A 5,021-nucleotide genomic window follows, 5' to 3' on the forward strand; every position below is an offset into this window, starting at 1 on the left:
GCCGCCATGCTCGACGCCCGCGACGCCGCCCCGCTGCCGGACTGGCTCGAGCAACTCACCACCGCCCGCCTTCCGGCCCTGGCCAGCCTGGCCAAAGCCATCCGCGAGGACCAGACCGCAGTCATGCAGGGCATCACCACCCCGTTCAACTCCGGCGTCAACGAAGGCCGCATCACCGACCTGAAGCTCCAGAAACGGATCATGGCCGGACGCGCGGGGGTCCCACTGCTCCGCCACCGCGTCATCCTCATAGCCCTGCTCCGACGCCACTACGGGTGACGGAGCGTCACCGGCGCACGGTTGCACACCTCGGCTTCACGGAAATCTTGCCAGGGCCCTGAACGTGCTCAACCCCGTACAGGTGAACGTGCTCAGTTGATGATGCGCTGACCACGGGCTCTTGTCAGTCCGCAGACGGTCGACGGCGCTGGGCTGCCGGGCACTTCTCATGCCACCTTGATGACAACCTTGCCCGCAGTGTGACCGTTCTCGACGGTGGCGAGGGCGGCCAGGGCGTCGGAGAGCGGATGGACCGCAGTGATCACGGGTGCGAGAACTCCGTCGAGGGCCAGCCGGGCCGACCGCTCCAGGCTCTCCCGGTCGAGGCGCCGCTCGACGAAACGCCCACCGAGATCGGGCACAGACATATCACCCACAGCGATGACGTTGCGTGGATCCCGGGCCAGCGGAGCGACCGTCCGCAGCGAGGTGCCTCCGACCAGGTCGACGATCCCGTCGAGGCCGTCCGGAACCAGCTCGCGTGCCGCGGCGACGACGTCCCCGGCGGTGTAGTCGATGAACCGCACCCCGATGGCCTCGGCCTGCTCGCGCTTGGCGGTACTCCCGGTGCCGATCACACGCAGCTCGCGCCCGACGGCCAGCCGGGCGACAGCGAGGCCGACCCCGCCCCCGACCCCGTTGACCAGGACCGTGGCACCGGCCGGGAGGCCTAGCTGGTCGAGCACGTCCACCGCGGTCGTCCCGGTCACGGGCAGTGTTGCCGCCACGGTCGCGGACAGGCCCGCCGGGATGCGCGCGGTGTTCGGCGCGGACAGCACCGTCGTCTCGGCGTAGGTGCCGCCACCAGTGAGTGCGAAGCCGAAGACCGCGTCACCCACTTCGAGCCCGTCGACGTCCTCGCCCCGGGCGAGAACGGTTCCCGCTGCCTCCATACCCAGCACACGGGGGAACGGACGCCCGCCGTCGAGCCCGGGGACCAGACCCGAGCGCAGCATGTGGTCGAGGGGATTCACGCCGGCCACGTCGACCCGGATCAGTACTTCGCCGCTACCAGGGACGGGATCGGGACGATCGAAGAACTTCTGCACCTCGGGCCCGCCATACCTGCCGAAACCCCACGCCTGCCCCATCTTCTGCCGCCTCCCGTGTGACCGACCCGGTGATTCCGGGCTCTGCAGCCATCCTCACCTCTCACATCGATGTCAGGGGCAACCGACTGAGACGCAGGTCACAGCATCAGGCCAACCGTGCCGCCGGCTCCGGCGACGTGGACAGCTCCGCCCGGTGCCGGCTGTTGGCTCTGATCAGCACGTCGAGCGCATCCCGGGTCTCGATCAGGTGCGCGATGTCGTCGTCGATCCGGTCGCGCTCGCGCATCATCGCCGTGAACGTCTCCTCGGCGACGCCCAGGTCACCCGGGACGTCCACACACGGCAGCACAGTCGCGATCACTCGGCTGGACATACCCGCGTCGAACAGCTGTCGGATGAGCGACACGCGCTGGACTGCCTCAGCGGAATAGTGACGCTGCCCGGTATCGGAGCGTGAGCTGGTCAGCAGGCCCTGCTCTTCGTAGTACCGCAATGAGCGCGGACTCACGCCCGTGCGTGTGGACAGCTCGCCGATCCGCATTCCTGAGAGCCTACGCTCGCGTACTCCAGGTGTGTCGGCGGCGGCTGAATCCGGTTCTGGATCACTTTCCGTGCCAGAGCCACGGAGGGTCACCACAACCGCGATCATGAACGGCCGTGGGTGATGTGTTCCTCCAGGACCTGTGGTTCCACCGGGTCGAAGGCGTTGTGCTCGAAAGTGCAGTGGTCGACGGCGAGTTGGTGATCGTGCGGGCCCGCGCGTCGGCGGAGCGGGCTGCGTGTCCTGCTTGCTCGACGACGTCGGGCCGAGTGCACAGCCGATACGTACGCCGCCTCGCCGACACCGCAGTCGGCGGTCGTCACGTGGTGATCGAGTTACAGGTCCGGCGGTTCCGCTGCCGCGACCGCGCCTGCCGGCAGGCCACGTTCGCCGAGCAGGTCGACGGGCTGACCTTCCGGCACGGGAGACGAAGCGCCGGGCTGCAGACGGTGCTGCAAAAGGTGGCGGTGATGCTGGCGGGCCGGGCCGGCGCCCGCCTGGCGGACACGCTCGCGGTCCGGGCGAGCCGGTCGACGCTCCTGCGGCTGATACGCCGCCTTCCGGAGCCGGAAGTGCACACACCACGGGTTCTCGGAGTGGACGAGTTCGCCCTGCGAAAGGGACACAACTACGGCACGATCCTGGTAGACATCGACACGCGCCGTCCGGTTGACCTGTTGCCCGACCGGGCCACGGCAACGGTGGCTGCCTGGCTCACCGACCATCCCGGCGTCGAGGTGATATGCCGTGACCGGTCGACCGCTTACGCCGAGGCCGGACGGCTCGGCGCCCCGGATGCGATCCATGTCGCGGACCGGTGGCACATCTGGAAAAACCTGGTGGAAGCCGTCGAGAAGACGGTCATCCAGCACCGCGCCCTGCTGCGCGAGCCGGAGGAAACTCCCCCGGTCCGCGCTGAGCCCCTCGAGAATCCGGCTCTTATGCCGCGTTCCCTGGATGAGCCACGACAGTCAGGCCGTCTGTCCGATCGGGTGCGGGAGCAGCACTCGGCCGTCCATGCCTTGCTGGATGAGGGGCTCGGGCTGCGGCCGATCGCCCGCCGGCTGGGCCTGGCCCGCAACACTGTCCGCCGACTCGCGAATGCGGCCACCGCGGACGAGCTCCTCGTCGGACGGTGGACCGGCAGAACCAGCATCCTCGATCCCTACAGGCCCTACCTGCATCAGCGGTGGGCGGAGGGCTGCACCGTCGCCCGCCGCCTGTTCGAGGAAGTTCGCGAGCGCGGCTATCCCGGTGGCGAGAGCGTCGTGAAGAAGTACGTGCAGCGGCTCCGCGAAGCCTTCCCGCACGACGATCCGCCCCGCAAAGCGCCGTCCGTGCGGGACGTGACCAGCTGGATCACCCGTCGCCCCGACCGCCTCACCGACGACCAGGCCCAGCAGCTCAAGCAGATTCTCGCCCGCTGCCCCGCCCTCGGCAGAACCGCCGAACACGTTCGTCTCTTCGCCGAGTTGATGAACGACCGCCGGGGCCGGGACCTCAGTCAGTGGACAGAGCGCGTGCAGGCTGACGACTTGCCCGCCCTGCATGGCTTTGTCACCGGCCTCGGCCAGGATTTCGATGCCGTCGTCGCCGGGCTCAGCCTGCCCTACAGCTCTGGAGCGGTCGAGGGCCACAACAACAAGATCAAGATACTGAAGCGGCAGATGTTCGGCCGCGCCAACTTCGACCTGCTCCGCAAGCGGGTCCTCCTCGCAGCGTGAGGCCGTTCATGATCGCGGTTGTCAGCGGCCAGTTCGGAATCCCCACGTACGGCCAGTTGTGATGTCACTCTTGGCTACGGCCCGGGCTCGACGTCTGACCCGATCGGTCACATGCGGATGAACGCGACCGGTTGTCGGGCCACGTCAGTGCCAGGCACAGGCGATCAGCTGTCCGCGGAGTGGGCGTCGGCAAGGGCCTCGCCGAAGAGCCGTCCGGCGAGTTCCACGCAGCGCATCCGGGCAGGAGAGAAGTCGTAAGGCATCTTGGTGATCGCTGTGGCGGCACTCACCTCTGTGCCCTCCTCCCCTTTCAGGTCGGCGTCGTAGATCTCGAAGATCTTCTCCTCGGCCGCGTCGAGACCAGTTGCCTCGATGGCCTGATTCAGGGCCATTTGGTGAGCGCATCGCTGTACGGCGAGCTCTTCGACGCGCGGGTCGTCGGGTTCGACGCCGTCGTCGAGGGCGGCCTCGGCCGCCTCAAGACGGTCCTCCTCGGCCCGCAGGTCGGGGTGGGTGGCCAGCACGATGAACGTGCCGGCCTGGATGGCGGCGCCCAGCGGCCCGAAGATCCGTTCTGTGACTAGCAGGGCGTCCAGATCGGAGGGGCGCAACGCGCCCGGGGGCAGGTGGCTGAGCCGGTCCGTGACCAGTTCGGAGAGCAGCCCCAGCGGGCTGCCCACCGCCTGCAGGCGCTGGACAGCCGCGCGCCGACGTTTGATGGCGGCCTCCTGCGCCGCCAAGGTTTCCTCCAGCCTGCTCAGGACCGACTCGATATCCGGGGCTTGGTCCAGGGCTTCGTCTCCAGCTTCGTCCCGGGCTTCGCCGAAGGCGGCCCGCATGTCGTCCAGGCTGATACCGGCATCAGCCATCTTGCGGATCCACAGCAGGCGGGTCATGTCGTCATAGCCGTAGCGGCGGCGGCCGTCCCCGCCGCGCTCGGGCTCCGGCAGCAGACCGATCTCGTGGTAGTGGCGGATGGCGCGTGGGGTGATCCCGGCGAACGCAGCGGCATCACCGATCTTGACCTGCCGGGGAGGCGTGAGGGAGGGGTACATCGCAGACAGAGCCTTTCGTGCTGTGGTGCCCCGACCCCACCACATGCCGCTACGGCATGTGCAACAACCCCATCCAGGTGCTACCGGAGCCAGGCCCTAGCTGCCGCCGGGACCGATCAAGAACGACGAACCATCCGGGAACGCAGAGTGACCGCCAGCGGCCAGATAGCTCCCCGCCAAGTGGCCGCTGCTGGGGAATTCCCACTGACCGCCGACACGCGGTTGTGGTGACCCTCCGTGGCTCTGGCACGGAAAGTGATCCAGAACCACGATTACCCGTCGCCGACAGGGCGAGGGCAGTGGCCCGGGAACCTCATGGACCCTTGAACTCTGGGACGCCTGACCGCCATTGCTGGCTCATGCGGTTTCG

At 68.3% G+C, this 5,021-nt stretch carries 4 protein-coding genes and 1 pseudogene; 2 read left to right on the forward strand and 3 right to left on the reverse strand.

Annotated features, from left to right (window positions below; all coding sequences use genetic code 11):
- Nucleotides 1-279: pseudogene (locus ACFWVE_RS34640) on the forward strand (ISL3 family transposase); the annotation flags it as partial.
- Nucleotides 280-446: 167 nt separating this feature from the next.
- Here ACFWVE_RS34640 and ACFWVE_RS34645 read toward each other — a convergent pair.
- Together ACFWVE_RS34645 and ACFWVE_RS34650 are read right to left on the reverse strand one after the other, a co-directional pair.
- Nucleotides 447-1,370 (reverse strand): NADP-dependent oxidoreductase, encoded by a 924-nt coding sequence (locus ACFWVE_RS34645; protein WP_384023135.1) that lies wholly within the window; start codon nucleotides 1,368-1,370, stop codon nucleotides 447-449.
- 106 nt (nucleotides 1,371-1,476) lie between these two features.
- Nucleotides 1,477-1,872: a MerR family transcriptional regulator gene (locus ACFWVE_RS34650; protein ID WP_383793253.1), complete on the reverse strand. Its 396-nt coding sequence runs from the start codon at nucleotides 1,870-1,872 to the stop codon at nucleotides 1,477-1,479.
- Between the two features lie 116 nt (nucleotides 1,873-1,988).
- On the opposite strand from ACFWVE_RS34650, the gene ACFWVE_RS34655 reads away from it, so the two are divergent.
- Nucleotides 1,989-3,596 carry an ISL3 family transposase gene (locus tag ACFWVE_RS34655; RefSeq protein ID WP_384023138.1) on the forward strand — a complete coding sequence of 536 codons (1,608 nt, stop codon included), beginning with the start codon at nucleotides 1,989-1,991 and terminating at the stop codon, nucleotides 3,594-3,596.
- 164 nt (nucleotides 3,597-3,760) lie between these two features.
- Here ACFWVE_RS34655 and ACFWVE_RS34660 read toward each other — a convergent pair whose 3' ends face one another.
- Nucleotides 3,761-4,651, reverse strand: coding sequence for a MerR family transcriptional regulator (locus ACFWVE_RS34660; RefSeq protein WP_384023141.1), 891 nt, complete (start codon nucleotides 4,649-4,651; stop codon nucleotides 3,761-3,763).
- Nucleotides 4,652-5,021: the final 370 nt, after the last annotated feature.

Source organism: Streptomyces sp. NPDC058632 (assembly GCF_042717095.1).
Classification (GTDB): domain Bacteria; phylum Actinomycetota; class Actinomycetes; order Streptomycetales; family Streptomycetaceae; genus Streptomyces.